Origin of the sequence: Tumebacillus permanentifrigoris, assembly GCF_003148565.1 — a bacterium.
Taxonomy (GTDB): domain Bacteria; phylum Bacillota; class Bacilli; order Tumebacillales; family Tumebacillaceae; genus Tumebacillus; species Tumebacillus permanentifrigoris.
This window is the reverse complement of record NZ_QGGL01000003.1, coordinates 1-25,735: the sequence shown is the minus strand read 5'-3', so window position 1 is coordinate 25,735 and position 25,735 is coordinate 1. Positions and strand designations below refer to the sequence as shown.

Genomic DNA, 25,735 nt, shown 5'->3' with positions numbered 1-25,735 from the left:
GCCAGAGGATAGGCTCCACCGGCTACTACTTGTGTCTCTAGGCTTCTTGTATCGCTTGTTTGTTCTTGACGAAATAGTCGACGCCTGACCAGACTGTGATGAACACCATCGCATACACCATCAGCAAATCAAAGCGGAAATCAAACACATAGAACGGGAAATTGTCGAGGATCAGCAAGACCACCGCGATAATTTGGAACGTGGTCTTCCATTTGGCGAGGTTGGAAGCGGCGATGATCGTGCCGTTGGCCGCCGCGACGAGACGCAAACCCGTCACCGCAAACTCGCGGGAAATGATGACGATCGCCACCCAAGCATCCAGTCGCCCCATCTCAACGAGCGAGATCAAAATGGCGGAGATCAACAATTTATCTGCCAATGGGTCCAGGAACTTCCCGAAATTGGTTACCATTTTGCGACTGCGCGCTATGTAGCCATCCAGACCGTCGGTGACCGCTGCGATGATGAAAATCAACGCAGCGATCAGGTCTGAGACGGACGTGTGGTGCCCAAAGAAGGTAAACTTCCCAAGGTCCAAGCGCACCAACAAGAAAAACATCACGATAGGTACCAAGGAAATCCTGGCTAAAGTAATACGGTTAGCCAGATTGAACTTCACCTTAGACAGCCTCCCCCGAGAGGTCGAAGTCGAACGCGTGCGTGACGCGAACTTTGATCATATCCCCGATTGCTGCGTCGGAGTTTGCCACAAAGACGAGACCGTCGATGTCGCGAGCGTCGAATTGGGTCCGACCGACGCGGATGGACGGGTCCTCCTCGTCAAACTTCTCAATCAACACATCGAGCACTTCCCCGACATGACGTGCTTGACGCTGGGACGCAACTTCGCGTGCGACCTCCATCAAAATGTTCGAGCGGCGCTCCTTGGTTTCGACCGGGACTTGCGCTTCGAATTGTGCGGACGGCGTCCCTTCCTCCGGCGAATACGTGAAAACGCCGACGTGGTCGAACTGCAAGTCGCGCACAAACCCGCAAAGGTTCTCAAAGTCTTCATCCGTCTCGCCAGGGAAACCGACGATGATCGACGTGCGCAGAGCGACGTTCGGCACGCGATCGCGGATTTTTTGCACGAGCTTGCGAACGCCCGCTTGGTGACCTGGACGCTGCATCGCTTTGAGGATGTGGTCTTCGGAATGCTGCAGCGGCATGTCGATGTACTTCGCTACTCGATCCAGACGAGCGATCGCGTCGATCACTTCGTCGGTGAAAAAGCCTGGGTAGGCGTAATGCAGGCGAATCCAATGCAGACCTTCGACGTTGTTCAGCGCTTCGAGCAGATCTGCGAGGCGGCGCTTTTTGTAGACATCGACCCCGTAATCGGTGGTGTCTTGTGCGATCAGGATGATTTCCTTCACGCCTTGGGCGACCAGTTGTTCTGCTTCGGTCACGATCGATTCAATCGTCCGGCTGCGCAGTTTGCCGCGCATCGTCGGGATGATGCAGAACGTGCACGCGTGGTTGCAGCCTTCTGCAATTTTAAGATACGCGGAGATGTTGCCCGACGTGTGTACGCGCGGGGTGTTCTCATCGTAGAGATAGATCGGGTTGCCCGCCGAGAAGTACTGCGGACGGGAACCGGTCAACGATTCCTCGATGAGGTCGGTGATCTGAATGAAATCCTGGGTGCCGACGATCCCGTCGATCTCCGGAATTTCAGTCATCAGTTCGTCCTTGTAGCGCTGCGCCATGCAACCCGCGACGAGCACGGACTTGACATGTGCAGATTCCTTGAGTTGAGCCATTTGCAAGATCGTCTCAACCGATTCCGCCTTCGCTTCATCGATAAAGCCGCAGGTGTTTACGACGACGACATCCGCATCCTCTGCGTTGTCAACAATCGTGTATTCCTTGCCTTGGACGATCCCCATCATAACTTCTGAATCTACGAGATTTTTTTCACAACCAAGCGTAACGAAATGGATCTTTTGTGCAGTTTTTTGCGTCACAGTGCTGTATCCTCCATCTATCGCCTACAGGCGCTGACCTATATAGACATGCTGTCCACAGTATAAACCATGCGAGATTAGGTGTCAAAAAAACAACAGGGACCCCTCACTCGTTGAGGGGCCCTGTTTTGCATTCTCCACTAGCGGTAGTTCGTAAATTGCAGATCGACCGCCAGATCGGAGTGTCGCAGCAGTTGAATCACAGCTTGAAGATCGTCACGGCTCTTGCCCGTGACGCGCACTTGATCGCCTTGGATCGTCACTTGGACTTTGAGTTTGGCGTCCTTGATGATCTTGACGATTTTTTTGGCGTTGTCTTGATCGAGTCCTTGCTTGAGTTTCGCCACCTGACGCACACTGCCGCCAGACGCTGGCTCCACTTTTCCGAAGTCGAGTGACTTCAACGAGATACCGCGCTTGATCATTTTCGTCTCCAGGATATCAATCACCGACTTGAGTTTAAACTCGTCATCGCTGGCGATCGTCAAATCCTTCTCCCCGAGATCAATCGAACTCTTGCTGTTCTTAAAGTCAAAGCGGCCGACCATCTCCTTGACCGCTTGGTTCACCGCATTGTCCATCTCCTGCATGTCAATCTCACTGACGATGTCAAACGACGCATCCTTCGCCATAGAGAATCGCCTCCTATCTGCTCCTCAGGTTCGACCCCTATTATACCATGCCAACAGTTTCCTGCAAAAAGCACTTTACACGAATATATGTTCGGGTTTAGAATACGAACAAACGTACTGGGGAACAATTGTTCGCAAATGAGAAACGGAGGGATCGCGGATGACAGACTCGTTCCAATCGCTCAGCGCAGTGAAGGCCGTTCTGATCATGCACCTGCTACGCCAACAGGTCGAAGCAGATCTGAACCTGTTGGCGTCCGCTCCCCTGCTTCTGTCGCAATGTCTTGTCGAGCGGTTGCAAGGCATCCACGGCCTGCTCTTGAACCGCGTGGCCGATCACAAGCGGCTGTTGCGCCGCTACGGTGTGCGCATCGTCGAACAGCAAAAAAACAGCCTAGACTTCCAGATCGCCTACATGGAACGCGGCTATCGGGTCCAGCACTGTTTCTTGCTTGCCACCCTGCAAGCAGAAGCACAGGTTCTCTTTAAAACCCTGCTCGAAGGAGGAACAACATGAACGGCAAACGCGAACTGCGGCTCGCCCGAGCCCTGTATCAACTGACGATTTACCTGGAATCGCTCCATCTGCCCTTCACGCTTGGCGACCTCTACCGCATCGCATATGGCGAACTGTGGGAGGAGATGCCCGGCGCGCTGTGGCTCGACCATCTGGCTTCGGACGAGTATGTCCTAGCTGGACGAGATGAGTTTTATACGCTCAAAACGATTTTCGAGACGATGGACACTTCCGGGCTCGCCCTGCTCCTCGAAGTCATCCATGAGGAAACTGCACATCATGGCATCAAATGGGGCGTGCCCGAGCCTGGCTTCTACAGCAACTTTTTCCTACGCCGCCGCGACGAAGATCCGGAGGCATAAAAAAGGCCCCTCCCCGGACAAGCCGGGGCGTGACCCTTTACGACTTTTGAAATTCATACGTGTAGCCGCGCAGCTGCGGCTCGAACGTAACCGCTTGCTCGTTGAGCTTCAAGGTGATGAACTTCGACTTGCCGGTCAGCACCGCGATGTCCTTGGTTGCAGACCAGGTTCGAGATTCGCCAACCTTGATGATGCCGCTCTCAACAACCTTGCCATCCGCTGTCACTTGTACCCAGCAGTTGTCCTGTGCGGTGAGTACGAGCGAAAGGTTCTCTGCACCCTGTACAGCGTACAGCGTGCGGTTGGCTTCCTTGGCCGACTGTGTGACCGTAACCTGCGGCTTCGGCGGTTCAGGTTGCGGCACAGGTGCCGGAACGGGAGTCACTTGTGCCGTCGGGGTCAGGTTCTGCGCATTGGCTGTCGCTTGCGTCTGCGCCTGGTCCTGTGTCGGTGCAGGATCTACTTTGCGCACCAGCAACACGTACGCCGCGATCAAGATCGCCAACACCCCGATACCCGCGACGAGTTGCGGCAACAAGCGCGAGTTGCCGAGCGTAGGTTTCGTGACATCGACAGAGGCCGGTTTCTTGCCCGCTCGACGCATCGCGTCCCCCTGCACCGTCTCAGTCGCCGCCAGCAGTCCGTGACGCTCCAACAACTCATGTCCGTTCAGTCCGAGATACTCCGCATAGCTCCTGATAAATCCACGCGCATACACAAGACCTGGCAGCACAGACAGATCACCCTGCTCGATCGCTTCGAGATAACGGGAGCGAATCTTGGTATCCTGCTGTACCTGTTCCAGCGTTAATTCTTGCTGTTCGCGCGCCTGTTTGAGTTCTGTTCCGAGTTCCTGCACGTGCACTACCTCCTTCGAAAGTCTCTGCTGTCAGTTCTAACTGATATCGAAGGATGAGAATCCGGTTTGAATCATCTGGTAGGAGATCTCCTCATCGGGATTGTTGCGCAGTTCGATGATGCGATCGAAGTGCTCCCAGCCGTATTCCGTCTCACGAACGAAGATATCCGGGTGTTCGATCACTTTGGGCGCGTTGAGGCGCATGATCTCGCGGACGAGGGAGCGGTGTTGGTCGTTGGCGCGGTGCGTGGATACGATACCATCCAACAGGAAGACCATGTTGTCCGCAAACATCTCGTCCTCATCCAGGCGCGTCCGAACCGTCTGGCGCAACAGGGTCGAGGACACGAACGACCACCGCTTATTCGCATAGACAGACGCGGCGACGATCGATTCCGTTTTCCCGACGCGTGGCATCCCTCGAATTCCGATGACCTGATTTCCTTCTTTTTTTAGTAATTCCCCCAAAAAATCGACGAGAATCCCAAGTTGATCCCTCGTAAATTTATACGTCTTGGTGTTCTCCGAAGATTCCCGTTGGATAAACACACCATGACGCAAGGCCAAACGGTCGAGCAAGGTCGGTTGACGCAACGCCGTCACGGTGATGTTCTCGACTTTGCGCAACATCGAACGCAGCGCAGAAATCTTCTGCCGATCGCTGGTTCGCAACAAAAAGCCACGCTTCTTCTCCTCTACGCCGCTCACGGTCAAGATGTTGATCGAGAGCATCCCAAGCAACGACGCGATGTCGCCGAGCAGACCTGGGCGATCCTTGTGAATGTGATATTCCAGATACCAATCTTCCAACGTTCACAACCCCTATTCTCTCATGGGTAGGATCAAAGTTACCTCGCGTTCACTTGGCCCGCTAGGTAGGTCTCCGGCTTCAGCGCACCGGTGGTGAGCTGGTCTTCGATCAACTCCAAGCGTGTTGCCAGCGATTTGTCGAGGAACAGGCCTGGCTGTGTTAGACGGTAGATGTGCTTCGCCGCCAATTCCACCTGCTGCCCTGCTGTCCACTTGCCGTCATGTAGCAAGCGGCTCTCCTCGTCAAACGCTTCCACCAACAGGTTCGATGGTTGCGCTACATGATTGGATTGAACTGCCAGTCCCTTCGTACTTTGATCTGTACGTATCAATTTCATACCTCGATCGCGAATTTTTGCCCACACTTCGTCAGGCATCTCGTCGAGCAACACCAGCGCACGCCCCGACAGTGTCGCTCGTTCGGTCGTCGTGCTGCCTGTGGTCGGCAACAACCCACTCGTGGTCACCTGTACAGGCGTGTCCTTGCGTCCGGCGAAACGCACGCCAGCGAGCACCCATTGCCAGTCGTCATCGGAGGCACTGCGGGTCTTGTCTACATATACGCTGAACGGCGCACTTGATTCCTTGTTTGCTTCAGCTCCCAAGAAACCGGCCAGGAACAACTTGCGTTTGTGATCGGTCGTCAGCGCCCGCACGTTCGCCAACCCGGCGGCGCTGCCCTCCCCTAGCACGCCAAAGCGCACATTCGGGTGCTTTTGGGCCACCGTTTGCAGGTTGTCCGCGTCTGCACCCAGCAAAACGAGATCCACACCTGGCGTACTGGCGACCTGCTCAAGCGTGGCGGCGGCATCGGCAGGCTTGTCCAGCCATGTGACGTTCGTCGCCATCGCGTGCTCGCCTGCGAGTTTGCCAACCAGCTCTTGGATTGAATTTTTCTGCTCGTCGCTCTCGGCGACAGCGATCACAGAAACAGACCACTTGAGCTTGGCCGGTTGTAATTGATCAAATGTCGGCTGGTGACAGCCGGTCGTCAACACTACAAATGCAGCGATTGCGGCGGCCAAGGCCGCAAAACGTCGTGGAAACTTCATAGGAAATGTCTTACACTCCTGCCTGTAAAATAACTAAATTTCCAAAATACTTATCAGTAGTATAGCATACGCCACACAGCTTTCGCGCACTGATTCGACAGATTCCTCGCGGATGCGATTTTTTCCAGTCGTAGCTTCCTTCAAAATAGGGAACGATACGATTCGTCTATCCCTTAACGAGGAGGAATCCATGAATCGCAACGCAAGAGTCCCGCATGACAAGCTGCCACCTAGCGGGCGGTGGCTGCTCGCGGTCAACGCCCTTTTTGCAGGTGCGAGCGCCCTATCCAGCACATTCCTGAACATCTACCTGTGGAAATTGGTGCGGGGATTGGAACAGATCGCGCTGTACAACTTGCTGATCTTTCTGTTCACCGCACTCGGGTACCTAGCCGCCGGTTGGCTGGCGAAACGGACAGACCGTCTCTATACGTTACGGCTGGGCGTTCTGTTTTTGGCGGTCTTCTACGTGTTGATCCTCATCTTGGGTCCGCGAGTCGGACAAACCTATGCATGGCTTGGCTGTCTGCACGGGACCGGAGCGGGGTTCTATTGGCTCTCGATGTCAGTGCTCGTCTTCGAAGTGACGGAACCGGAAACACGGGACTCCTTCAACGGTGCCAACGGCTTCCTGTTCGCTGTGGCGAGCGGTATTGCCCCCTTGCTCGCAGGCAAGGTGCTCACCACCCTGCCGGAACGTGGCTACCACTTCCTATTTTTGATTTCGTTGGCGCTCTTTCTCGCGGCGGTGCTCTGCACATGGCGGTTGAAAAAGCGCAAGTGCCCTCCCTGTTACGACCTGCGGCTAGGCTTCAACCCAGAATCCTATGGCCCGCTCTGGCGACGCAAGCTGCTGGTCTCGTTTTTCCTCGGCTTTCGTGAGGGCGTGTTGGTCTTCCTGCCGTTCCTGCTGGTGTTTTTGGTCACGCGCAATGAGTTGACAGCAAGCCGCTACCTGCTGATGACCTCGGTGGCTTCGCTGATTGCCTACTATGTCATGAAAAAATTCCTGACCTTCGAACGCCGGCTGTTCTTCGTAACGCTCTCCGCCCTGATGTTGGCGGGATCGGTGGTGTTGTTGCTCTACCGTGTCAACACGTTGTCCCTGTTCACGTTTGGGTTGCTGAACAGCTTGTTCAGCCCGTTGCTGATGATTCCCTACTCGTGCCTGTCCTACGACATCATGGGTCGCTTACCAGAGGCGGAACACCGCAAAGTCGAGTACCTCGTCGTTCGCGAGGCGGCGATCAACGCTGGACGCTGTCTGTCACTAGGAGCGCTGATCGCCTGCGAATTCTGGTTGCCCGATGCGCTCTCCAATCGCATTGCCTTCTTGATCGTCGGGTTCTCTCCCTTGCTGGGCATGATCTACTTCCGACGATCTTCCAACGAATACCAAGAAACGTTCCTGAAACCCAAACTGTAAAAAGGAACTTCGATATGATCGAAGTTCCTACTTTTGGTTCTTATCGCGTTTGGTCTTGCGTTTCGCAAACACAACGGCCAGCGTGAAGGCGATGACCATCACCAACACAAACATAACCGCCATGAAAAAATCCATTCCCACTTTGTAATTCCTCCTCGTGTTCGTCGTACTGCTCTATTGTATCATTCCTTTCCTTCTTGCGAAAATACGAGTTCCCCCTTTTAATAGGAGTAGAAGAAGGGAGGAACTCCAATGTTTCGTAAAACCACCACTTTGTTCCTAACTGGCATGCTCCTCGCCGTTGCTCCGTCCGCTACAGCTACAGCTGCAACCGATATCGCAGTCCTGATTGACGGAAAAGTTCAGCAATATGATCAATCTCCAGTGCTGGTCCAAGATCGCTGCCTGGTGCCGTTGCGCGGGATCTTTGAAACGCTCGGTGCCACCATCACCTGGGAGGAAATGACGCAGTCGGTCACCGCCGTCAAGGGGTCGGACACGATCAAACTGCAGATTGGGTCTTCTGCAGCCACCAAAAACGGTCAAAACCTCACCCTCTCGGTCGCTCCACAGGTGGTGCATGACCGCACGATGGTTCCAGTGCGTTTCGTTGCCGAAGCGCTCGGTGCAGATGTGTATTGGAACGAGGACACCCAGTCGGTTGACATTCGCACCGCGAATTACATCGGCAAGCAATTTCCAAAAGCACCTGCGATGTTGATCGACACGGCAAAGGACTACACCGCTGTCGTGAACACCAACAAAGGCACGTTTAAAATTCATCTGTTTGATAACGACTCGCCGATCACCGTCAACAACTTTGTCTTCCTCGCGCGCGACCACTATTATGACCATGTCAAATTCCACCGGATCATCGAGCGCTTCATGATCCAGACGGGCGATCCGACAGGTAGCGGTGCTGGAGGTCCAGGGTATTCGTTCCAAGACGAATTGCCCCCGAAAAAACCCTACACGCCGGGCATCGTGGCGATGGCGAACGCGGGTCCGAACACCAACGGAAGTCAGTTTTTCATCGGCACCGGAGATGATGTTCAATATCTGAACAAAGCCCCGTTCTACACCGTGTTCGGTGAAGTGAGCGCAGGCATGGACGTTGTGAAGGCGATCGCAGCCACTCCTGTACAGGAAAAGCAGTGGGGCGACGAAAAGTCTTCCCCGATTGAAGTCGTCACGATCGACTCGATTATCATCGAAGAGAAGTAATCGCGGATACGCAAAAAAGAACCGGGCTCAAACCCGGTTCTTTTTCATACCCATCTCCGCCCATCCTCGATGTCGTTTCGCACGATAAAACGGAAACCTTACGATTCCATCGTGTTCTGCAGGAGTTTTTTACAAGTGAGGCGAACAAGGAATTAGACGCAAGTGTGCCACCTTTGCTGAATATGTATATCAGTAACTCTTGGCCATGAAGGGAGTGTAGTCGAATGGCTCAAAATCATCGAAAACGTTACGAGTACACGCCGGATCAAGCCCTGTATCAGCTGGACTTCTACCTCAAAACTTTGGAAGTCCCCTTCACGGTCAAAGACCTGTATCGCAAAGCCTATCACGAGCGACTCGGCCCCCACTACAGTGACGATTGGCTGGACGATCTGGAACAAGATCCAGGTGTCCTCGAAGGTATGAGCGAGCCGTTTACGACCCAGACCATCATTGAGACCTTGATGCGCGGCGGGCACGAGCCGGTCGTGCGCGCGTTGCTCCGTGAGACGCGCGAGTACGGCATCGGGTACTACCAAGCGATGATCGGCCGGATCAACAAACGGAACCAATGAGAAGACCACCGAGGAATCCTCGGTGGCTTTTCTTGCGTTACTTTTGTTTTTGGCGGCGGTACATCATCAGATAGACGACCAGTCCCACGGTGGCAATGATCGTCGCCACCCAGATCCAATTGGCGAAAAACCACAAAGACGGCGGCACGACGGTCCCCCCTTTCTACGCTTCCAAGTGTTTGCTTAATTCCTCGACGAGCCGTTTCAAGGTTCGTTCTGTGCCCGGACCGAAGTCGTGGTCGAGCTGTTCGTATTCCTTCAAGTCGTTGCTCAACACATCGATCAAGTGTTTGACTTCGGAGACGGGAATTTCGTACAGGTTGATCATCTTTTGACTGTCCGACCGCACCTGTAGCACCTCCCTCCTCGCGTTCGCTTTCTAGATAGCATGAGCGAGCGCCTGCTATTTTACGCATGCTGGTGCCCCGACCGCGAAAAAAGCCCCTGAGCGTCTCAGGGGCTTTTTTTATGTACGTCACTTGCCCAGTTTCGGCCAGATCTGTTCGACAGGCACGTTCAGCACCTTCGCTACTTTCTGCGCGACATGGGCTTTGGGCTGAGAATTTTGCTCGATCATGTATTCGAGAGCGAGCGGCGAGACGCCGGTCAATTCGGAGACTTTTTGCAAAGTCAGCCGTTGCTCCTTCATCAGTTGATCCAACGCGTTTGGCGAGGTCATGGGGATGGTGTTCCTCCTAAGTACACAAGTTCCCCACATTATACCACAAAAAAGAGAGCGACCTAGATCGCCCTCACTTCTTGGATGTATAAGTCCGATCGTTGCAGCAAATCTACGAATCCGGTCGCTGTTCGCACCAAGGGTCGTGTCGGACGGTCGTTGGGCACCAGCACGACGATGCCGTCTGTCCCATCGTTGAGCACCACTTGATTGCCCACGAAAAACGAGGTCATCTTGCGCACGAACAGGGCGACGACAGCTGGGTCGAGCGCTCCAAATGCGTTATTTTGCACTTCGTCCAACACACGATAATAACTCAGCGCGTCCTTGTAAACCCGACGCGATGTCATGGCGTTGAACACGTCGGCCACGGCGACGATCCGGCCGATCCGCGAGATCTGGTCGTGTTGCAAGCCACGCGGATACCCACTGCCATCATTGCGCTCATGGTGTTCATAGGCCGCCACCGCAACCCGCTCGTCCACCCCGGAATTGCGCAGGATCTCATAGCCGTACCGCGCATGGTGCTTGACGATCTCGTACTCCTCCATCGTCAAGCGCGAAGGCTTCTGCAAAATCGCAGCGTCAATCTGACACTTGCCGATATCGTGCAGCGTTCCGCCGATCAACAGTTCCTGACGCTCTAAAGGGCCCAACCCCATCCACTCGCCAATCTGCATGCTGAGCAACCCCACCCCAATCGAGTGTTGAAACGTATACTCGTCTATCGTGCGCAAATTGATGATGAGATGTAGGAAATTGGATTCCTTGGAGGAGATCTCCGCCAATTCCCTGAGCAACCGTCTGGTTGGTTCGAAATTGATGCGCCGTTCGGCCCGCGCCTCTAGAAATAAATTCTCCACCGACCCGATCAAATTGCTGTAGCAATCCATCAAGGAAGGCTTCGGCTGCGTGGTGATGATCGTAGGCACCGGACTCTCTGTCGGCAACGGCGCTGAGGGGCCCACCATATGCTCCGCCACCCAGACTTCAATCGTGGCCATCTGCTTGAGCCGCACAATCAATGAGGTGGTCATCTCAGTTCCTTGCGGCAATATCAGTTGCCCCCGCTCGTTGTAGACATCCCGTGACAGAACTGCACCGGGCTGTAAACGGGTGACGTATACCTTGCGCTCCTGAACGATCATGCGCTACCCCTCCCGACACCGTATGACAAGCTATCCAGAAGAATTATACCATTGCCGCTAAATTGTGTATAGACAGAAATTAACCACCGTTAATAGAAAAAGGAGTACGCGTTATCGCGTACCCCTTTTTTTATCGGCTGCCCTTTTCGTATGGTTTGCCAGATGCAGCAGGTGCTTGTGCGCGGCCGACAACGCCCGCCAGCGCGAGGATCGTCAACAGGTACGGAAGTGCGTTCAAGAACTCACTCGGCACATATTGGGTCAATCCGAGCACCTGACCGGAAGCGGCCAACGCGGTGGCGAGGCCAAAGAACAGCGCTGCGCCCATCGCACCGACCGGGTGCCATTTACCAAAAATCATCGCCGCCAGCGCCATGAAACCGTGACCGGAGACCGTCGAGTGCTGGAAGCTCTGCGACATCGCGATCGACAGCGTACCGCCGCCAAGTCCAGCAAGGCCCCCCGAGATGATCACCGCCATGTAACGCATCTTGCGCACGTTGACCCCGACGGTATCAGCCGCGCGCGGATGTTCCCCAACAGCGCGCAGGCGCAAACCGAACGGAGTCTTGTACATCACCCAGTAGGCGATGCCGACGAGGAGGAAGGCCAGGTACGAAGTCGGGTAGATCTGCAAAAAACCAGGCCCGATGATCGGAATGTCGTTGAGGAACGGGATGTTGACTTTGTGGAAAACGTTCTGCACAGTCGTCGTCTGCCCCGCTCCTTCAAACAGTTTCTTGACGACAAATAGCGCAACCCCACCTGCAAAGATATTCAACGCCACACCGGAGACGACTTGGTCGGCCTTGAGGTCGATCGAGGCGACCGCATGCGGCAGTGAGAACAGCATACCCGCGAGCATCGCAGCAAGAATGCCCAACCACGGAGCCAACCAGCCCGGCATGCCTAACGTCTCACCCGTCCAGATCGCCACGACAGCCGCTGCAAATGCACCGATGATCATGAGACCTTCAAGACCGATGTTTACGATACCCGCACGTTCATTGACAACCCCTCCGAGCGCCGCCAGGATCAACGGCGTGGAGAAAATGATCGTTCCGTTGATGATGATAGTCAACATATCGGTAAAGTTCATTTCTCTATACCCCCTGACGACGACGGAACTTGCCGAGCAACCACTTGATCAGCGAAGATGCTGCGACGAAGTAGATAACCATCGAGATGACGATCTGGATCGATTCCGTCGGAATGCCCTCGACCCGTTGCATGTTGTCTGCGCCAAACGACAGGCCCCCGAACAACAACGCGCCAAAGATCACCCCAAACGGGTTGTTGTTGCCAATCAATGCGACTGCGATCCCGTCAAACCCGATGCCGGTAAAGCCGGCGGAGATCGCCATGTTCCCATTGACCCCGAGCACGTCGGTCGCCCCGCCAATTCCGGCAAACATCCCGGAGACGAGCATCGCGAGGAAAATGTTTTTGGGCACGTTCATCCCTGCATATTCGGACGCGTGCGGGTTGAAGCCCACGGCGCGCAATTCATAGCCAGTCGTGGTCTTCATGAGCAACCAGTAGGAGATCAACACGAAGATCAGAGCGAGCAACAGACCCCAGTTGATCCGCGCCCCTTCAAACAGATTGGTCAGCCATTCCGATTGCAACGATGCAGAAGGCAGGATGTCCTTGGAACGTTCTGTTGCGCCCTTGAGCATCGTGCGAATCACGTAGTTGGAACCGAACAGCGCCACATAGTTGAGCATGATCGTCGTGATCACTTCATGCACGCCGAGGCGGGCTTTGAGCCAACCGGCGATCCCTGCGTACACACCGGCTGCGACCATCGCCACCAGCACCGCGACTGCTGCATGGAGCCCTGGTGGCAAGTCCCACGACGCCCCCACCCACGCAGCCGCGAGTTGCCCGACGATAAACTGACCTTCAACGCCGATGTTGAACAGTCCAGTGCGGAACGCAAACGCGACCGCCAGACCTGCAAAAATCAGCGGCGTCACCGCGCGCAGTGTTTCACCAATAAAATACGAGTTACCAAAAATGCCTTGGAAAACGGAACTGTAGCCAGCAATCGGGTCATAGCCCATGAGCAGCATCAGCACCGCGCCCACGAGAAGGCCGAGGATGACGGCCAGCACGGGAACGAGAATCGCGTTCCAGCGCGAGGTTTGCATCGAGCTGATCATGGTTATTTCCCTCCTTTGCCGCCGCCGGCCATCATCAAGCCGAGTTGGTCGTGGTCGGTCTCTGCCGGGTCCACGATGCCGACGATCTCGCCTTCATAGATGACCGCGATGCGGTCGCTGACGTTGAGAACTTCGTCAAGTTCCAACGAAAGCAACAACACGGCCTTGCCTGCATCGCGCTGCTCGATCAGCTTTTTGTGAATGAATTCAATGGCCCCAACGTCCAAACCGCGCGTCGGTTGTGCCGCGATCAGCAGATCCGGGTTGCGGTCGACTTCGCGAGCGATGATCCCCTTTTGCTGGTTCCCGCCAGACAAAGCGCGCGCCGGCGTGAATTCGCTTGGTGTGCGCACGTCGAACTGCTGGATCAGCTTGCGGGCATATTCATAGATCGCGTTGTACCGCAGGACACCGCGCTTGGCGAACGGAGACTTGTAATACGTTTGCAAAACCATGTTCTCGCCGATCGAGTAATCGAGGACGAGCCCATGCTTGTGGCGGTCCTCCGGGATGTGCCCGACGCCCGACTCGACGATCTCGCGCGGCTTGCGGTTCTCCAACGGCTTGCCGTTGAGCAGCACCGAACCGGACTTGACTTTGCGCAGACCCGTGATCGCTTCGATCAACTCCGTCTGCCCATTGCCTTCGATTCCAGCGATGCCGAGAATCTCGCCGGCCTTGACTTCGAGATTCAGCCCGCGCAGAGCAGAAGCCCCACGGTTGCCTTCGACCACGAGGTCCTTGATCTGCAAAACCGGCTCCTTCGGATGCGCCGGGGTCTTGTCTACCTCAAAGGTGACGTGACGGCCGACCATCTTGGACGCGAGTTCATCGACATTGGTCTTCGAAATCGAAACCGCATCGATGTACTTGCCTTTGCGGATGATCGTACAACGGTCACAGACCGCCATGATCTCCTTCAACTTGTGCGTGATGAAGATGATCGTCTTGCCCTCGGAGACGAGGTTTTTCATGATCTCCATCAATTCACCGATCTCCTGCGGGGTCAATACCGCTGTCGGCTCGTCAAAAATCAAGATCTCAGCGCCTCGGTAAAGCGTTTTCAAAATCTCCACGCGCTGTTGCATCCCGACCGAGATATCCTCGATCTTCGCTCGCGGATCGACGCGCAGACCGTAGCGGTCGGAGAGTTCTTGCACATGGCGCTCTGCTTTTTCGATGTCGATCTTGGCGCCTTTTCTCGGTTCCATGCCGAGGATGATGTTCTCGGTGACGGTAAACGGCTCCACCAGCATGAAATGTTGGTGGACCATGCCGATCCCGAGGCGGTTCGCCATGTTCGGGTCGGTGATCTTGACCCGCTCACCACGAATGCGGATCTCGCCCTCCTCTGGCTGGTACAGCCCGAACAAGGTATTCATGAGGGTGGATTTGCCCGCTCCATTCTCTCCGAGCAGGGCGTGAATCTCACCTTTTTCTACGACTAAGTTGATGTTGTCATTTGCTGTAAAACCATTGAATCGCTTGGTGATCCCCAGCATTTCGACGACAGCCGGCATAGCATTCCCTCCCTGCTTTACGGGGCATGATCCAAAAACAAGGCCAGTGTTTGCCCACCAGCCTTGTCTTGGAGTCACAGCTTACTTGAAGTTTTTGAACTCATCAGCGGTCGCCGGAACTTTGATTTCGCCGTTGATGATTTTGGTTTTGTAGGAATCCATCAAGGTGATGACGTCCTTCGGCGTGTTTTTCTCGGTGGTCGCAGCGTAATCGACGCCGCCTTCCTTCAAGCCGAGAACGGTCACTTTGCCGCCTTCGAACTTGTTGGCGCCCAAGTCTTTGGTGACGGCGAAGACTGCGTTGTCTACGCGCTTGACCATCGAGGACAGCGTGTTCGCCGGCGCCAGTTCGTATTGGTCACGGTCAACCCCGATGACCCAGAAACCTTTGCCGCGTTCCTTCGCTTCGGAGAATACGCCGTCGCCGGTCGCGCCCGCTGCGTGGAAGATGATGTCATCGCCTTGTTGGTAGAGTTGGGAAGCCAACAGTTTCCCTTTGTCTTGCTTGTCGAATGCGTCTGCGTAAACGGCGGTAACTTCGGCCGTCGGGTCAACCGCTTTGACACCCGCTTTGAAACCATATTCGAACTTCTCGATCAGCGCGAACTTCACGCCGCCGACAAAGCCTACTTTGTGGGATTTGGACATCTTGGCTGCGAGGACGCCCATCAGGAAGGAACCTTCTTCTTCCTTAAAGGTGATCGCTGCTACGTTTTTCGGGATCTCGCCGCCGAGGTCGGAGTCGATGATGCCGAGTTTGGAATTCGGGTTTGCCTGTGCGACTTTTTTGATGTCATCTGCCATCAGGAAGCCGATGCCCCAGGTGAGGTCCGCGTTGCCTTTTACATAAGATGTCAAGTTCGGTGTGTAGTCTTCGGCGCGATGGGATTCAGCGACTTTTTTCGTAATTCCGAGTTCCTTCTCCGCTTTGACGAGACCTTCGTTGGCCGATTGGTTGAAGGAGTTATCGTGGATGCCGCCCACGTCGGTTACCATTGCAACGGTCATTTTTTTGTCGCCTGCTCCGGTCGTGCCAGTACCCGTAGCATTGTCTGTGCTCTTGTCGGAAGTGCCACAACCGGCTACCAGAGACGCCGCCAAAACGCTTGTCACTGCAAGGCCTAGTACTTTTTTCGCTTTCATCCTGTTTTGTCCCTCACTTTTACGTGGTATAGTGGCTTGCTTGGTTCAGATCATCTCTCGCGTATGTACTTGAAAGTAGGGTTCCCATGTCTTGCCTTAATCTTGCATTCTCTCTCTCTACCCGTCAAGGACGGCGGCGTAGAACATGGAAATGGAACGTGTCGGTTCGGAAGTAATTCGAGGACAACAGCACCGGTTGGTCGTTCGCATCGAAGTGCAATTGCTCAAGCAACAGCAACGCCTCGCCTGCAGGAACATCCAAGGCCGGAAACACGGTGTCGTGGTACGCTACCGGCTTGATCTCCGTCTGCGCGTATGCAATCGGACGACCGGCCGCTTCCAACAACTCAAACAGTGAACCGTCAAACCCTCTCCAACCGTGGCGGAGCACCCGGGTCGGGATGCGGTCTTCACAGTAGACGACAGGATCGCCGTCAGCGGTGCGGATGCGCGTCATACACAGGATCGATTCCCGCTCACTGAGTCCGAGTCGGTCGCGATCTTGCTCGGTGGGCAACATCTCCCCGACCTGCTTCTCGACAGTACCCGGCACACGGTTGGCTCGTTCGATCCACTCCGTGACACTGAACAGTTGCTCAATCCCCGCCCGCACGACCGAACGTTCCGCGAGGAACGTGCCGACCCCGTGACGTCGCACTACCAGACCTTCCTCCTCCAACACCCGCAACGCTTCGCGCAACGTAGCACGCGAGACGCCAAACTGCTTGGCAAGTTCAAACTCAGAGGGCAAGCGGGTTCCTGGTGACCATTCCCCACTACTTGAAAGTTCCTTGATGCGATCGATGACCAGCATGTACAGTGGACGTGTGTCCGGACGTATATGATTCACAGTAACCCCTCCGGTCAGATGTCTGACACCATACCTATTCTACAAGTTTCGACCTTAGTACGCCAGATATTTTTAGCATCTTTACAAAAAAGAAAAATTCTAAATACTAATCTTTACCTTCCCATACATATTCTCGCAAAAAAAGCGACTTCCGATTCATTCGGAAGTCGCTCCTCCTTGCTGCATCATCGCCCATTGATCGCGGGTGACGCGCACTTCGCGTGGCTTGCTGCCTTCAAACGGGCCGACAAATCCACGGTCTTCCATCTGGTCGACCAGCCGCGCTGCGCGGGCATAGCCGACTTTGAGTTTGCGTTGCAACAGCGAGACGGACGCCTGTTGTGTGTCGGTGATCAGCGTGACCGCGTCGTAGAACAGATCGTCGAGATCGGCATCGCTTTGCGCTTTGTCCTCCTCCGCAGTCGGGCCGCTCAAATCGACCGTGTAGTTCGCCTCGCCCTGTGCTTTGGCGTAGGAGACGACGCGCTCAACTTCGGAGTCGGAGAGAAATGCGCCCTGCACCCGCACCGGCTTGGACGCACCGACCGGCAGATAGAGCATGTCCCCGCGCCCCAGCAGTTTCTCAGCACCCGATCCGTCGAGGATCGTGCGCGAGTCCACTTGCGACGAGACGGCGAAGGCGATGCGGGACGGAATGTTCGCCTTGATCACGCCCGTGATGACATCGACCGACGGACGCTGGGTGGCGATGATCATGTGGATGCCCGCCGCCCGCGCCATCTGCGCCAGACGACAGATCGCATCCTCGACATCCCCTGGTGCGACCATCATCAAATCGGCCAACTCGTCGACGATCACGACGATGTACGGCAGCGGTTGCGCGCCTTTTTCTACCATCATCGCGTTGTAGCCATCCATGTTGCGCATGCCGGTTTTCGAGAACAGCTCGTAGCGATGCTCCATTTCCGCTACGACTTTTTTCAGTGCATACGCCGCACGGCGCGGGTCGGTGACGACCGGTGCCATCAGGTGCGGGATGCCGTTGTAGACGTTCAGCTCGACCATTTTCGGGTCGACCATGATGAACTTGACTTCGGACGGTTTGGCCTTGTAGAGAATCGAGGTGATGATCCCGTTGACACAGACCGACTTGCCAGACCCTGTTGCTCCGGCGACGAGAACGTGTGGCATCTTCGCGAGGTTGCCGACGATCGGCTGTCCAGAGATGTCGCGACCGAGCACGACGCTCAGTTTGTTGTCGCTCTGCAGGAATTCCGGCGTCTCCAAGACTTCGCGCAACGTGACGATCGCGACTTCGGAGTTGGGCACTTCGATCCCGACGGCAGACTTGCCAGGGATCGGGGCCTCGATCCGAATGTCCTTCGCCGCCAGCGCCAGCGCGATGTCGTCGGAGAGGTTGACGATCTTCGAGACCTTGACCCCGACAGCCGGCTGCACTTCGTACTGGGTGACAGTCGGGCCGATCTGGGCGTTGATCACTTTGACTTGCACGCCGAAACTCTCAAAGGTCTGCTCCAGCTTGCGCGCGTTCGACTTGACGGCGTTGACCCCTACGCGGGCGGGGCCGTTTTTTGGCAGATCGAGCAGTGACATCGGCGGGACCTCGTAAGGGTCCTCGACTGCCGGGGTGAAATCGAGTTTGACAGCAGCGTCCGACTCCACTTCACCTGGCACGCCCTTGACAGGCATCGTCGGGACGGTCGGTAGTTTCGGTGCGTCCGGTGTCGGTTTCGCGAACGGCTCCGTCGGGAATTGCACCTTGATCTGCGGTGAGTCTGTCGCTTGGATGAAGCGCGGCAGTTCGATCGACGAGGACTCATCAGGAGTCGCATCGGTCTCCCACTGCTGCTCGCGGATCAGTTGGTCGGCAAAACTGCGCACGGTGAAGCCGAGTTCTGCATCGGCTGCCTCCGAAAGCTTCGGGGAGGACGCGATCTCTTGCACGTCAACCTCTGCGACGACCGCATGCTCGTCCTCGCCAACATCCCAAGGCGGCGTGTCTTGTCGAATCGAGATGACATTGTCTTTTTTCTTGGGCTTTTGGGGCTTGTCGTCGACTTCTGAGCTCGGCTCCGCACGCTCTGCGTCACGCTCCGCTTTTTCCTCACGGCGCGCTTCTTGGCGTTCGCGCAACAGGCTCGGCCAATCCCGCACCGCTTCCCAATAGCCAGACATGCGCTTGGCTGCACGGTTCTTGCCGCTCCCAAGCATTTGCACCAGCGATCGCTTGGTGACGAGCAGGATCGAGATCAGACCGCCAATCACCAGTACGAAGAGCGTGCCCGCCGTGTCAAAGAGGTAGTGTGTCGACTGGAACACGACATAGCCTGTCAGCCCACCGCCCGCAGACGGCTTCGGTTGGGCGACGCCGACTTTATTGACGGGCACCTCTGTGTTGTAATTCGCTTGTGCGGAGATCCGGTCGATCGTGGCACTCCACATGTTCGGTGGTTCCTTGAAGTGCCCTTTGTTCAACGTGTCATACAAATTGAGATGCGACCACGTCAAGATCACCACCATGAACAGCGCGACGCCCCACTGCCGGGCTGTCAACTTGATCCGTTCACGCTTGACCATGATGTAGAGCGCACAATAGATCAAGTACCATTCGAGCAACCAATCCCAGTTGCCCCCTAGCAGGATGAACACATAATCGATAATGCGTCCAACCGACCCGGAGGCGGCCAATCCCAATATCGCCATCGCGATCAGCGCGAGACCGATGATTTCGTATTTGAGAAAGTTCTTGGCCTGGTCGATCTTGCTCCCGCCTTGATTTTTCGGTTTGGTTTTGACTTTCGCTCTTGCCATGAACTCGCCTCGTTCCACTTTCAGAATCACTCTTACCATTTCTCCCGCCTACCCCCATTTTCCTCCAAACACGCGCGAAATAAAAAGCCGTCTGCAAGGTGGCAGACGACTTTTTTACACGCACTTACTCGATGATCAAGATACGAGAAACCGGAACGGGCACCGGAGCCCCGTCAGTCTGCTGTACTTGTACCACATCCGGGGAGTTCGTCGATACGATTCGACCGGTTACCACTTGTACACCCTCTCCGTCGGAGAGATGCGGCTTGTTGTTCGAGAGCGTGATGTTCACGGTCTGGCCGCTGTCGGTCACTTCGCGAAGTTTGGATTCTGTTGACATGGTAGCTACCTCCTGTTGCGTTTAGTTAAAAGAGGTTGATCGTCTGCCCTGGTTGAAACGCCGGGTTTAGGTACGATGCAGGTTTCGGGCAGAGCAATCGCACGATTCGACCGTTGCCGGGGAGCTCTGGGAGCGGCTCGACGACCATTTTGACTCCCTGTACTTCCGTTTCGATCCAGTTGTATTGCACGGTGTCCATACCTTCAAAAATGACTTCCTCCGGCATCGCAGACCAGATCAACATCACTGGATCACCCCTTTGTTGTACGAACCTTCACGCGCTTGGCCGATCAATCCGTTGAGTTTGCGCAACGCCGGTCCGATCCCGCCGATCTCGTTGATCAGCCCATACTCCACGGCGTCTCGTCCTACGACGGTCGTGCCGATGTCGCGTGCCAGTTCACCTGTTCGCAGCATCAGTTCGCGGAATCGATGTTCGGTGATCCCCGAATGGGTGGTGACAAAGCGCACGACGCGCTCCTGCATGCGTTCTAAGTACTCAAACGACTGCGGCACACCAATGACCAGACCGGTCAGGCGGATCGGGTGAATCGTCATCGTCGCCGTCTCCGCGATAAACGAATAGTCGGATGCCGTCGCGATCGGCACACCGATGGAGTGACCGCCACCGAGCACCAGTGTGACGGTCGGCTTGCTCAGCGAGGCGATCATTTCTGCCAGCGCCAGACCGGCCTCGACATCGCCGCCGACGGTGTTCAGGATGATCAGTACGCCTTCGATCTTTTTATCTTGTTCCGCACCAACCAGTTGCGGGATGACGTGTTCGTACTTGGTGGTTTTGTTTTGCGGCGGGAGGACGACATGCCCTTCGACCTGCCCGATCACCGAGATGCAGTAAATATTCGAAGCCCCCGTATCTGGGACGGTCGGGGTGCCGAGCGCTTCGATGTTGTCTACCGGCCCTTTCACGATCGGCATGTCCATAGGAGGCATGCCTGGGGGCGGTGTCTGCGGTCCAGCCGGCGGGATGATGCCGGGGGGCATATCCATCTTCCCATTCAACCATTCTTGCATGTGACCACTCTCCTCATCGTTCTCGTGAGTAGTATGACCACCTCGCCCCTGTTCATGCAAAAAAATCCGGCTCCTCACAGAGAGGAGCCGGATTGAATTACACGATTGAATTAGACTTCCATGATGATCGGCAGGATCATCGGACGACGGCGAGTTTGCTCATAGAGGAAACGGCTGAGCGCTTCGCGCACGCCTGTTTTGAGCGAAGACCATTCGCTGACGTTCTCCGAGACCATCCGTTGCAAGGTGCCGGTGACGATCTTGTTCGCTTCTTCGAGCAGTTGCTCAGATTCGCGAACGTAGACGAAACCACGCGAGATGATGTCCGGACCGGAGAGGATCGTGCCGTCCTGCTTGGACAGCGTGACAACCACGACGAGAATCCCGTCTTGGGACAGCAGTTTGCGGTCACGCAGGACGATGTTGCCGACGTCGCCGACCCCGAGACCGTCGATGAGGACGGTGCCAGACGGAACTTTCGAGCCGATGCGCGCCTTGCCATTTTGCAGTTCGATCTGATCGCCAATTTCGACGATGAAGCAATTGTCCGGATCAACACCCGTGCCAACCGCCAGCTCGATATGCTTTTTGAGCATCCGGTATTCACCGTGTACCGGGACGAAGTACTTCGGACGAACCAGCGAGAGCATCAGTTTCAGCTCTTCTTGGCTGGCGTGACCGGAGACGTGGACGCCGGAAACGGATTGGTAGATGACTTTCGCACCGATCTTGAACAGTTGGTCGATCGTGCGCGATACGTATTTTTCGTTGCCTGGGATCGGAGAGGACGCGATGATGACCGTGTCGCCCGGCATGATCTCCACTTTGCGGTGGGTCGCGCGCGCCATACGGGTCAGTGCGGACATCGCCTCACCTTGGGAACCGGTCGAGAGGATCACGACTTTATCTGCCGGGAGTTTGTTGATGTCATCCGCGTCGATCAGCGTGCCCTTGACTACATGCAAGTAGCCGAGCTCCATCGCGACGTTGATGTTGTTGACCATCGAACGACCGACCACGGCGACTTTGCGGCCGAACTTCTCAGCGGATTCGAACACTTGTTGAATCCGGTGCAGGTTGGATGCGAAGGTCGCGAGGATGATGCGGCGTTCTGCTTGGCGGAACGCGTCATCGATCGTTTGCCCAACGACACGCTCGGACATGGTGAAGCCCGGGCGTTCTGCGTTGGTGGAATCGGAGAGCATCGCGAGGACGCCCTTCTCCCCCAGTGCAGCCAGCATGTACATATCCGCATGTTGGCCGTCAACCGGAGTGAAGTCGAACTTGAAGTCCCCGGTGTGTACGATAATCCCCTCCGGCGTGTCGATTGCGAAACCGACCGTGTCCGGGATGGAGTGATTGTTCAGGAACGGAGTGACGGTAAAGACCCCCGCCTTGATCCCCACGCGTGGGGTGATGGTGATGAGCTTGGTGACATCCAAGAGATTGTGTTCCCGCAGCTTGCCCTCTACCAGACCGAGCGTCAGTCGAGTTGCGTACACCGGAACGTTGATGTGCTTCAGGAAGTACGGAAGACCGCCGATGTGGTCCTCATGGCCGTGGGTCAGGAAGACCCCGCGGATTTTGTTTTTGTTCTCGATCAAATACGTGATGTCCGGGATGACGATGTCGATCCCGAGCATTTCTTCCTCTGGGAACTTGAGCCCCGTGTCTACTACGATGATGTCATTACCGAATACGTAGGCTGTCATGTTCTTGCCGATTTCCCCTACGCCGCCCAACGGAATAATCGACAATTTGTTGTTCGTCTTGCTCAAATCTACACCTCCGTTATGAAAAAAACCGTATTTCTACCACTTGTCCTAGTTCGTGTCACCAGAAACCCGTACCAGTCACTTGGTAAATATTATACATGAACCCATCTTTCGTTACAAGAGAACCTGTACCCAGTATTTCCGCGTCGCCTCCCCCTTACTAGTGCTGTTAGATTTACTATGTCCCGCACCGTGGTGATTTATATAGAAAAAAGCCGCCTCTGCTTCCAAATTGGAAGCATGAGGCGGCTTTTTGGTCAAAACGTATTAGTTGTAGTACTCAACTTGGTCGATCGAGTAGCCCCAAGCGGTGACGCTGCCATCGGTTTTCAGGTTCGCAGAGATCGTGTCCCCATCAACGTAGATCCAGAATGCCGCTTTGGTACCGCTGTAGGTGTACTTGGTGACGCCTGCTTTGTCCTTGATGTACACGAAGTCGTAACCAGACTCGGTTTCAAAGCGGGAGAAGTGCAGACCGACTTTGGTTGCGCCCGGTTTGGTGTAGGTGTGGGTTGCGCCGGTGTAGCTATTGGTGTACGGATGCGGGGTGTTGAACGCCAGCGTCTCGTATTTCCAGGAGCCAGTCGGAGCGGAGTTCGGGTACGTAGCGGTCAGCGAGTAGGCGGTGTTGCTGTTCGCGCCGTTGTAACCGATGACTTTTGCGTAGTACGTGCCCGCAGCAGTCGAAGAGTAGGAGATCGCTTCAGCCGTGGTGCTGCCGTTGGTGGAGCTACCGACTTGGGTACCAGCAGAATTGTACAGGTAGAGGTCGTAGTCCAACGGGAGTCCGGACAGCGACAGCGAGATCGTGCCTACGTCTGCCGTGGTGAATTTGAACCAGTCGTTATCGCTGGTGGTGCTGATCTTGCCTGCATACGCGGTGCCAGAGGTGATCGGGCCGTAAGCGGTCGCTTGCGAATCGTTCGGCTCATACGCGTCACCGGTGTTCGGAATCGAAGCGCCGACGCCGACGTTGTCCCAAGCAGCAGTAACTGCGGTCACTTCTGTGGAACCTGCGCCGAACAGATCGGTTGCTGCTTGGATGGTCGCGCTGCGTGCATCCGTGAACTGCGAGGAAGAGGTCATGTACTGCGTCAGAGCGCGGTACCAGACTTTGCCCGCGTTGTCACGAGTGACGCCTGCGGAGGTTACGAAGTTGTAGAACGCTTTGTTCGGAATCCCGGAGTTGGTGTGCACGCCGCCGTTGTCAGACGAGGTGTTCACGTATTGGGACATGTTCGCCGGATCGCCATAAGCGCCCGGGTTGGACATCGAACGCAACGCATCCCCTGCCGTACCCGGTGTGTAGATATCTTCACCGACCAGCCAGTTGTTGTCCGCTTTGTTTTCGATCAGGTTGCCCATCGCGTCCGACCAGGACTCATTGAGCGCGCCGGATTGGTAGGAGTAGACCAGGTTTGCACTGCGTTCGGTGACAGCGTGCGTAATTTCGTGGCCGACAACGTCAGCAGAGCCAGAGAACGCGATGAACGTCGAGCCGTCGCCATCCCCATACACCATCTGCGTACCATTCCAGAACGCGTTGTTGTAGCTGGAGCTGTAGTGAACGGTTTGTTTCATCGTGGCACCCGCGTTGTCAAACGAGTTGCGGCCCAGTTTGTTGTAGTAGTAATCATAGGTCACACCTGCGTAGTAATGCGCGTCAACAGCCGCTTTGTCCGTCCAGACGTTGTCGGTGTCGGTCATCAGTGTGCCCGGCAACGTGGTGCCGTTCGCTGCGGTGTAGGTTTCGATCTTGCCACCGGTCGCGAACATCGGCTTGGTCAGGTCGCGCAGGTAGTAGCCGCTCGCATAGGAATCGGTGTTCAGCGACTTGGTGTCGTTGAGTACACCCGTGCCGGAACCGACAGCTGCTGCGAATTCGACTTTGTCGATTTTGTTCAGGATCGAACCATCATGCGCGTCGACGAACACTTGCCAGTACGCCGGGGAGTTGTTCTCCAGCGTGGAGAGCGTGACGAGGTACGCGAGGTGGTGGGCTTTGTCAGGCGCTTGGTAGATGTAGAGATCCGACGACGAGAGGTCGAAGTTTTTCACATCCGTCAGGCCGGTGTCAGCCTTCGCTTTGTTCAGCGCATCGGTGCTGGAGAGTTTCGCCTTCGTATTCAGACCCTTGATTTTGACTTCCGGGTCGTAGTAACCGTTGATCGAGGAAGCATCGCCGTTTTTGTCAGCGTGCAGGATCAGCTCGTTGCCAAAGACCGGGACGCCTTTGTAGACTTGTTGGAACTTGAACATCTTGGTGTTCAAGGTGTCGGTGGATTGAACGTCCAGTTTCAGTTCATCCACGACAGACTGCATATCGAACAGGTCTTTGTTTTCCTCAAGAATCGCAGTAGCATCGCTGGCATTGTTGAGTTTTTTCGCGGATACTTTACCCGTTACAAAGCTCGGAACGCCTTTTTCGTTGTTCCAAGAGATGCTTTCCTTGCCTTTGGAGTCGGCAGAGATCTTCGCTACCACGGTACCTTGTTTCAGTTTCTTGTCGATTGCTTTGTCTTTGCCAAGCCCAGCTGCGGTTGCGGAGGAACCGGTCGTCGCCACTGCAAATACCAGTGCCGAGACAACGGCCAGCGCTGTCCAACGTTTTGTGTTCATGAATGAACCTCCCTTTGATTTTAGCTATCGTTTTAGTTGCTCAATCTGATTGTTATAAATATATGATAAAACAAATGATATGTAAAGATTTTTTCGAAGATTTTTACTCTTTTTTCAGAATTCGTATAAAAAAACACCCAACCACAGCATGGTCAAGACCCCATTTTGTAGACAGTGAAAAAAGACCCTAAGCCGCAAGCTGGCGCCTGTATTCGACAGGCGTCAGCTTGTTTAGTTTAAGTTG

At 55.3% G+C, this 25,735-nt stretch carries 25 protein-coding genes; 5 read left to right on the top strand and 20 right to left on the bottom strand.

Annotation, left to right across the window (positions count from 1 at the left end; genetic code table 11):
- Nucleotides 1-37: 37 nt before the first annotated feature.
- The 3 genes from pgsA to C7459_RS03985 form a co-directional block, all read right to left on the bottom strand.
- Nucleotides 38-619: a CDP-diacylglycerol--glycerol-3-phosphate 3-phosphatidyltransferase gene (gene pgsA, locus C7459_RS03995; RefSeq protein ID WP_109686592.1), complete on the bottom strand. Its 582-nt coding sequence runs from the start codon at nt 617-619 to the stop codon at nt 38-40.
- A 1-nt stretch (nt 620) separates the two neighbouring features.
- Nucleotides 621-1,967, bottom strand: a complete 1,347-nt coding sequence (gene rimO, locus C7459_RS03990; RefSeq protein ID WP_109686590.1) for a 30S ribosomal protein S12 methylthiotransferase RimO — start codon at nt 1,965-1,967, stop codon at nt 621-623.
- 140 nt (nt 1,968-2,107) lie between these two features.
- Complete coding sequence (locus C7459_RS03985; RefSeq protein ID WP_109686588.1) at nt 2,108-2,599, bottom strand: YajQ family cyclic di-GMP-binding protein; 492 nt, start codon at nt 2,597-2,599, stop codon at nt 2,108-2,110.
- A 160-nt stretch (nt 2,600-2,759) separates the two neighbouring features.
- Between C7459_RS03985 and C7459_RS03980 the strand changes: the two genes are divergently transcribed.
- Complete coding sequence (locus tag C7459_RS03980) at nt 2,760-3,116, top strand: YhjD family protein (protein ID WP_109686586.1); 357 nt, start codon at nt 2,760-2,762, stop codon at nt 3,114-3,116.
- Entirely contained in the window at nt 3,113-3,478 is a 366-nt protein-coding gene (locus C7459_RS03975) for a hypothetical protein (protein ID WP_109686584.1), read from the top strand. Before C7459_RS03980 ends, C7459_RS03975 begins: the two co-directional genes overlap by 4 nt.
- Before the next feature lie 37 nt (nt 3,479-3,515).
- Here C7459_RS03975 and C7459_RS03970 read toward each other — a convergent pair whose 3' ends face one another.
- The 3 genes from C7459_RS03970 to C7459_RS03960 are packed head-to-tail and all read right to left on the bottom strand — an operon-like array spanning nt 3,516 to nt 6,199.
- Nucleotides 3,516-4,337, bottom strand: coding sequence for a helix-turn-helix domain-containing protein (locus C7459_RS03970; protein WP_170119249.1), 822 nt, complete (start codon nt 4,335-4,337; stop codon nt 3,516-3,518).
- Between the two features lie 36 nt (nt 4,338-4,373).
- The gene (locus C7459_RS03965; RefSeq protein WP_245884386.1) at nt 4,374-5,147 is read right to left on the bottom strand and encodes a DUF3388 domain-containing protein; all 774 of its coding nucleotides are present in this window, start codon (nt 5,145-5,147) and stop codon (nt 4,374-4,376) included.
- 38 nt (nt 5,148-5,185) lie between these two features.
- Nucleotides 5,186-6,199, bottom strand: a complete 1,014-nt coding sequence (locus tag C7459_RS03960; protein ID WP_109686580.1) for a type 1 periplasmic-binding domain-containing protein — start codon at nt 6,197-6,199, stop codon at nt 5,186-5,188.
- A 190-nt stretch (nt 6,200-6,389) separates the two neighbouring features.
- On the opposite strand from C7459_RS03960, the gene C7459_RS03955 reads away from it, so the two are divergent.
- The 3 genes from C7459_RS03955 (at nt 6,390) to C7459_RS03945 (ending at nt 9,424) form a co-directional block, all read left to right on the top strand.
- On the top strand, nt 6,390-7,625 hold the full coding sequence (locus tag C7459_RS03955) for an MFS transporter (RefSeq protein WP_170119248.1): 1,236 nt from the start codon (nt 6,390-6,392) through the stop codon (nt 7,623-7,625).
- A gap of 252 nt (nt 7,626-7,877) precedes the next feature.
- Nucleotides 7,878-8,849: a peptidylprolyl isomerase gene (locus tag C7459_RS24075; RefSeq protein WP_342766655.1), complete on the top strand. Its 972-nt coding sequence runs from the start codon at nt 7,878-7,880 to the stop codon at nt 8,847-8,849.
- Nucleotides 8,850-9,073: 224 nt separating this feature from the next.
- On the top strand, nt 9,074-9,424 hold the full coding sequence (locus C7459_RS03945) for a hypothetical protein (protein ID WP_109686576.1): 351 nt from the start codon (nt 9,074-9,076) through the stop codon (nt 9,422-9,424).
- Nucleotides 9,425-9,587: 163 nt separating this feature from the next.
- On the opposite strand, the gene C7459_RS03940 is transcribed toward C7459_RS03945, so the two are convergent.
- The 14 genes from C7459_RS03940 to C7459_RS03875 all read right to left on the bottom strand — a co-directional run bounded on the left by C7459_RS03940 (nt 9,588) and on the right by C7459_RS03875 (nt 25,491).
- Nucleotides 9,588-9,773, bottom strand: coding sequence for a hypothetical protein (locus C7459_RS03940; RefSeq protein WP_109686574.1), 186 nt, complete (start codon nt 9,771-9,773; stop codon nt 9,588-9,590).
- 126 nt (nt 9,774-9,899) lie between these two features.
- A complete protein-coding gene (locus C7459_RS03935; protein WP_170119247.1) occupies nt 9,900-10,103 on the bottom strand; it encodes a helix-turn-helix domain-containing protein in 204 nt (67 codons plus the stop codon).
- Nucleotides 10,104-10,165: 62 nt separating this feature from the next.
- Nucleotides 10,166-11,251, bottom strand: a complete 1,086-nt coding sequence (locus C7459_RS03930; RefSeq protein ID WP_109686571.1) for an HD-GYP domain-containing protein — start codon at nt 11,249-11,251, stop codon at nt 10,166-10,168.
- Between the two features lie 130 nt (nt 11,252-11,381).
- The gene (locus tag C7459_RS03925; protein ID WP_109686568.1) at nt 11,382-12,350 is read right to left on the bottom strand and encodes an ABC transporter permease; all 969 of its coding nucleotides are present in this window, start codon (nt 12,348-12,350) and stop codon (nt 11,382-11,384) included.
- Nucleotides 12,351-12,354: 4 nt separating this feature from the next.
- Nucleotides 12,355-13,404: an ABC transporter permease gene (locus C7459_RS03920; RefSeq protein WP_109687059.1), complete on the bottom strand. Its 1,050-nt coding sequence runs from the start codon at nt 13,402-13,404 to the stop codon at nt 12,355-12,357.
- A gap of 14 nt (nt 13,405-13,418) precedes the next feature.
- Nucleotides 13,419-14,936, bottom strand: a complete 1,518-nt coding sequence (locus tag C7459_RS03915; protein ID WP_109686567.1) for an ABC transporter ATP-binding protein — start codon at nt 14,934-14,936, stop codon at nt 13,419-13,421.
- An 81-nt stretch (nt 14,937-15,017) separates the two neighbouring features.
- On the bottom strand, nt 15,018-16,079 hold the full coding sequence (locus C7459_RS03910; RefSeq protein ID WP_109686565.1) for a BMP family lipoprotein: 1,062 nt from the start codon (nt 16,077-16,079) through the stop codon (nt 15,018-15,020).
- Nucleotides 16,080-16,203: 124 nt separating this feature from the next.
- Nucleotides 16,204-16,893, bottom strand: coding sequence for a GntR family transcriptional regulator (locus C7459_RS03905; RefSeq protein WP_109687057.1), 690 nt, complete (start codon nt 16,891-16,893; stop codon nt 16,204-16,206).
- A gap of 192 nt (nt 16,894-17,085) precedes the next feature.
- Nucleotides 17,086-19,722, bottom strand: coding sequence for a DNA translocase FtsK (locus C7459_RS03900; protein ID WP_245884384.1), 2,637 nt, complete (start codon nt 19,720-19,722; stop codon nt 17,086-17,088).
- 124 nt (nt 19,723-19,846) lie between these two features.
- Nucleotides 19,847-20,062 carry a hypothetical protein gene (locus C7459_RS03895; RefSeq protein WP_109686563.1) on the bottom strand — a complete coding sequence of 72 codons (216 nt, stop codon included), beginning with the start codon at nt 20,060-20,062 and terminating at the stop codon, nt 19,847-19,849.
- 25 nt (nt 20,063-20,087) lie between these two features.
- Nucleotides 20,088-20,306 carry a YlzJ-like family protein gene (locus tag C7459_RS03890; protein ID WP_109686561.1) on the bottom strand — a complete coding sequence of 73 codons (219 nt, stop codon included), beginning with the start codon at nt 20,304-20,306 and terminating at the stop codon, nt 20,088-20,090.
- Nucleotides 20,306-21,097 (bottom strand): ClpP family protease, encoded by a 792-nt coding sequence (locus C7459_RS03885; protein ID WP_425450715.1) that lies wholly within the window; start codon nt 21,095-21,097, stop codon nt 20,306-20,308. The genes C7459_RS03890 and C7459_RS03885 overlap by 1 nt, the downstream gene beginning before the upstream one ends.
- 110 nt (nt 21,098-21,207) lie before the next feature.
- Nucleotides 21,208-22,875, bottom strand: coding sequence for a ribonuclease J (locus C7459_RS03880; RefSeq protein WP_109686559.1), 1,668 nt, complete (start codon nt 22,873-22,875; stop codon nt 21,208-21,210).
- A gap of 264 nt (nt 22,876-23,139) precedes the next feature.
- The gene (locus C7459_RS03875) at nt 23,140-25,491 is read right to left on the bottom strand and encodes a M4 family metallopeptidase (RefSeq protein ID WP_109686557.1); all 2,352 of its coding nucleotides are present in this window, start codon (nt 25,489-25,491) and stop codon (nt 23,140-23,142) included.
- Nucleotides 25,492-25,735 lie beyond the last annotated feature (244 nt).

Coding starts and splice junctions, on each gene's coding strand:
- C7459_RS03985 (WP_109686588.1), bottom strand. CDS start 2,599: ATGGCGAAGGATGCGTCGTTTGACATCGTCAGTGAGATTGACATGCAG.
- C7459_RS03980 (WP_109686586.1), top strand. CDS start 2,760: ATGACAGACTCGTTCCAATCGCTCAGCGCAGTGAAGGCCGTTCTGATC.
- C7459_RS03975 (WP_109686584.1), top strand. CDS start 3,113: ATGAACGGCAAACGCGAACTGCGGCTCGCCCGAGCCCTGTATCAACTG.
- C7459_RS03960 (WP_109686580.1), bottom strand. CDS start 6,199: ATGAAGTTTCCACGACGTTTTGCGGCCTTGGCCGCCGCAATCGCTGCA.
- C7459_RS03955 (WP_170119248.1), top strand. CDS start 6,390: ATGAATCGCAACGCAAGAGTCCCGCATGACAAGCTGCCACCTAGCGGG.
- C7459_RS24075 (WP_342766655.1), top strand. CDS start 7,878: ATGTTTCGTAAAACCACCACTTTGTTCCTAACTGGCATGCTCCTCGCC.
- C7459_RS03945 (WP_109686576.1), top strand. CDS start 9,074: ATGGCTCAAAATCATCGAAAACGTTACGAGTACACGCCGGATCAAGCC.
- C7459_RS03935 (WP_170119247.1), bottom strand. CDS start 10,103: ATGACCTCGCCAAACGCGTTGGATCAACTGATGAAGGAGCAACGGCTG.
- C7459_RS03930 (WP_109686571.1), bottom strand. CDS start 11,251: ATGATCGTTCAGGAGCGCAAGGTATACGTCACCCGTTTACAGCCCGGT.
- C7459_RS03925 (WP_109686568.1), bottom strand. CDS start 12,350: ATGAACTTTACCGATATGTTGACTATCATCATCAACGGAACGATCATT.
- C7459_RS03920 (WP_109687059.1), bottom strand. CDS start 13,404: ATGCAAACCTCGCGCTGGAACGCGATTCTCGTTCCCGTGCTGGCCGTC.
- C7459_RS03915 (WP_109686567.1), bottom strand. CDS start 14,936: ATGCCGGCTGTCGTCGAAATGCTGGGGATCACCAAGCGATTCAATGGT.
- C7459_RS03910 (WP_109686565.1), bottom strand. CDS start 16,079: ATGAAAGCGAAAAAAGTACTAGGCCTTGCAGTGACAAGCGTTTTGGCG.
- C7459_RS03905 (WP_109687057.1), bottom strand. CDS start 16,893: ATGCTGGTCATCGATCGCATCAAGGAACTTTCAAGTAGTGGGGAATGG.
- C7459_RS03900 (WP_245884384.1), bottom strand. CDS start 19,722: ATGGCAAGAGCGAAAGTCAAAACCAAACCGAAAAATCAAGGCGGGAGC.
- C7459_RS03895 (WP_109686563.1), bottom strand. CDS start 20,062: ATGTCAACAGAATCCAAACTTCGCGAAGTGACCGACAGCGGCCAGACC.
- C7459_RS03890 (WP_109686561.1), bottom strand. CDS start 20,306: ATGTTGATCTGGTCTGCGATGCCGGAGGAAGTCATTTTTGAAGGTATG.
- C7459_RS03885 (WP_425450715.1), bottom strand. CDS start 21,097: ATGCAAGAATGGTTGAATGGGAAGATGGATATGCCCCCCGGCATCATC.
- C7459_RS03875 (WP_109686557.1), bottom strand. CDS start 25,491: ATGAACACAAAACGTTGGACAGCGCTGGCCGTTGTCTCGGCACTGGTA.